Origin of the sequence: Microbacterium sp. Leaf351, from assembly GCF_001423825.1 — a bacterium.
Classification (GTDB): Bacteria; Actinomycetota; Actinomycetes; order Actinomycetales; family Microbacteriaceae; genus Microbacterium; species Microbacterium ginsengisoli.
Genome location: NZ_LMPK01000038.1, coordinates 63,014 through 66,278 on the forward strand (window position 1 = coordinate 63,014; position 3,265 = coordinate 66,278).

The 3,265-nt window shown below is 72.7% G+C and carries 3 protein-coding genes; 1 reads left to right on the plus strand and 2 read right to left on the minus strand.

Annotated features, from left to right (window positions below; genetic code table 11):
* The coding region (locus tag ASG00_RS18595; RefSeq protein ID WP_235559593.1) for a sensor histidine kinase at nt 1–904 on the plus strand (904 nt) is incomplete at its 5' end.
* A 30-nt stretch (nt 905–934) separates the two neighbouring features.
* On the opposite strand, the gene ASG00_RS13050 is transcribed toward ASG00_RS18595, so the two are convergent.
* Together ASG00_RS13050 and ASG00_RS13055 are read right to left on the minus strand one after the other, a co-directional pair.
* Nucleotides 935–2,491, minus strand: a complete 1,557-nt coding sequence (locus ASG00_RS13050; RefSeq protein ID WP_056210124.1) for an FAD-dependent oxidoreductase — start codon at nt 2,489–2,491, stop codon at nt 935–937.
* A gap of 11 nt (nt 2,492–2,502) precedes the next feature.
* A partial coding sequence (locus tag ASG00_RS13055; RefSeq protein ID WP_082483268.1) for an FAD:protein FMN transferase occupies nt 2,503–3,265 on the minus strand: 763 nt, incomplete at its 5' end.

Sequence of the window (3,265 nt, forward strand, 5' to 3'; positions counted from 1 at the left end):
TCCGCTGCGTGCCGTCGCCGACACCGCCACGCGCGTCGCCGCGCTCCCGCTCTCCGAGGGTGACGTGTCGATCTCTGAACGCGTGCCGAACGGGCAGACCGACGACACGACCGAGATCGGGCGCGTGGGACTCGCCCTGAACACGCTGCTCGATCACGTCGACGAGTCCCTGGCCGCGCGCCATCGCAACGAGGAGCGGATGCGGCAGTTCGTCGCCGACGCGAGCCACGAGCTGCGCACACCCCTCGCCTCCATCCGCGGCTATTCGGAGCTGTCGCTGCGCGCGATGCGTCAGGCACCGGCGATGGCGATCGAGAACACCGAGCAGGCGCTGGAGCGCATCCAGGCGCAGTCGCTGCGCATGTCGGCCCTCGTCGAGGACCTGCTGCTCCTGGCGCGCCTGGAAGAGGGCCAGGAACTCGTCTACAGCGGCGTCGACCTCACCCGGGTCACTGTCGAGGCGCTCGGCGACGTACAGCACACCGGACCCGATCACACCTGGGTGATGGATGTCGCGGCGGAGCCCATCGTTGTCGCCGGCGACGCCGCGCGGCTCAGCCAGGTGATCGTCAACCTGCTCGCCAACGCGCGCACCCACACCCCGGCGGGCACCACGGTGACCTTGACCCTCCAGCAGCAGGGTGGCGAGGCGGTGCTGTCCGTGCACGACGACGGTCCGGGCATCGCCCCGGAGATCGCCGACGAGCTGTTCGAGCGTTTCGCGCGCGCCGATTCCTCACGCGCCCGCCGCACCGGCGGCACCGGGCTCGGCCTCTCGATCGCCCGCGCCATCGTGCACGCGCATCACGGCTCCATCGTGGTGTCGTCGAAGCCGGGCGACACCACGTTCACCGTGCGTCTCCCCGCTCGTCCCGAGCAGATCGCCCGCGCCGACGCCGCGTGAGCCGGGCGGGTGGGCTCCGCGCCCGCCCGCTCAGTAGCCGCTGAAGGCGTCGGTCGCGACCGACTTCGCGCTCGCGAGCGCCGGCGCGAGGTCGGCGATCAGCGCCGCCGGGCCGGAGATGTACGCGTGGCGCGCGGACAGATCGGGAACGGCGCTGCGAAGAGCCGCGGCATCCAATCGGGATCCGCCAGCCCAGCGCCAGCCCGCCGGAAGCGCGCCCGGGTCTTCTCGGGTGAACACCACGACCGGGACGCCGGTGCGCGCGAGCTCGTCGCGGAACACGACGTCGTCGGCGCCTGCGGCGACGTAGACGAGCACCGTGTCGCGCGCGATGCCTGCGAGGTGGTCGTGGCGCAGCTGCGACACGAACGGTGTCACCCCGATCCCCGCCGCGACCAGGAGGACGGGGGCCGGCGTGCGTGGCAGCACGAAGTCGCCCCAGACGCCGGTGGCGGCGAGCACGTCTCCCGGCTCGACCTCGGCGAGAGCGCGCTTGTAGGAGCTCTGCGCTCCCCGACCGTCGCGGAACGCGATGCGCACCTCGGGAAGGTCCTCGGGAGCGGACACGATGCTGAACTCGCGGCGGGTGCCACGGGCGTCCGGTCGCCGATGCGGCACGTCGAGCTCGAGGTACTGCCCCGCCTCGAACCGGAAGCGCCGCTTCGCGCGGAAGGTGAGCGCGGCGAGCGTCGGGGCGAGCTGCTCGCGGGAGACCAGGGTGAGCCGCACCGCCTGACGCAGCGCGAACGCGAAGGCGACGAGGTTGGCGATGACGAGCGCCCGCTCCTGGCCGAGGGTGATCTCACCGAGCGGGATCGGCCAGCCGGCCAGCACACCCGCGACCGCGGCGACCGCGAACTGCTGCCACCGACGTGGCGGAAGGGTCAGGGGCTCGGACAGCATGAACGCGCCGAGGAAGAGGAACGGGCTCTGCAGCAGCGCGAACTGCAGCGCCGTGCCGAGGTCGAAGGCGAAGCCGGCGGTGGCATACTGCACGGCCTGGCGCACGACCGAGACCCCGACGGCGAGCACCAGGAACAGCAGCACCACCCGAACCTTCTCGGTGCGCCAGACGACGGCAAGGCCGAACAGCGCCACCGGCAGCGCGAGCGCGGGCGCTCCCACCCACCAGCCGGAGGCGCCGAGCGCCGGCACGGCGATGCCGAGCAGTGTCAGCGCTGTCGCCCCGGCTGCGGCCGGGTTGAGCACGTGACGTCCCCGCCACACGAGCACGTACTTGGATGCCGCGGCCACCGCGCCCGCGATCGCGATGCCGCCGAGTCCCGCCGGGTCGAGTGTCGGCCAGAGCACGAACAGCAGGATGCCGGCCGTGATGAGCGACGACTCGATGCGACCACCGAGGCGCAGCAGGCGCTGAGCCGCGGCATCCGTCGCGACGCACACGACCACCAGCACCGCTGCCGTCGCGGCGAGCTCGCCCGGGGTCGGGCCGACGAGCCCGGCGAACGACAGCGCCAGCGAGATCACCGCGAGCGCGGCGAGGGAGAGCAGCACGAGTCGGTACATCGACACGCGCCCCAGCACCGCGAACACGCGGTTCCAGAGCGCGGAGAGCTGAGCGTTCATCGGAGCCCCTTTCAGAAGAACAGGTCGACGGGCGCGTCGGGTGACCACTCGACCTGACCGTCGGTCGTCATGCGCACCCAGTGCGCGTCGAGGGATGCCGCGGCCCGCGGCCCCTCGTCGAAGAACAGCGCGGTGGCCGCAGCATCCGCCGTCATCGCATCGGAGGCGATCGCCCACGTCGCCGCGACCGTGCGCACCGGTTCGCCGGTGCGTGCATCGAGCACGTGGTGCAGGCCGTCGCCCCACGCCCGACGGTTCACGGCGGAGGCGCACAGCGCCCCGGACGCGACCGTGGCCACCCCGATCGCGCGGGACGGATCGTAGGGGTGCTCGAGGCCGATGCGCTCGGTCACGCCGTACACGGCGATGTCACCGCTCGCGTCGACGACGTGCGCGTCATGGGTCTCGGCGAGCACCGCCGACACCCGGTCGACGAGGCGTCCCTTGCCGATGGCGCCCACATCGATCACGGCAGGCGCGTCGAGCGAGAGCGTGTCGTCGTGCCAGTGCAGGATGTCGCGCCACGCCGCCGGAGCGGGCATCGCCGCACCCGCGAGGAACGAATAGGCAGGGTCGTAGCCGAGGGCGTCGAGAGAACGGCCCACGAGCGGGTTCACCGCTCCCCCGGTCTCGTCCGAGAGCCGGGCGTACAGGTCGAGCATCGAGGCGCCGTCCGCAGGGAGCGGCGCCGAACCCCCCGCCGACAGGCGCGCGACGAGCGAGTCCGACCGGAAGCGGGACCACTGCTCGTCGAACTGCGCGACGAGCGCCCCG

Excerpts from the sequence above, each read along its gene's own strand:
- ASG00_RS13050 (WP_056210124.1), bottom strand. The coding sequence starts at position 2,491 with ATGAACGCTCAGCTCTCCGCGCTCTGGAACCGCGTGTTCGCGGTGCTG.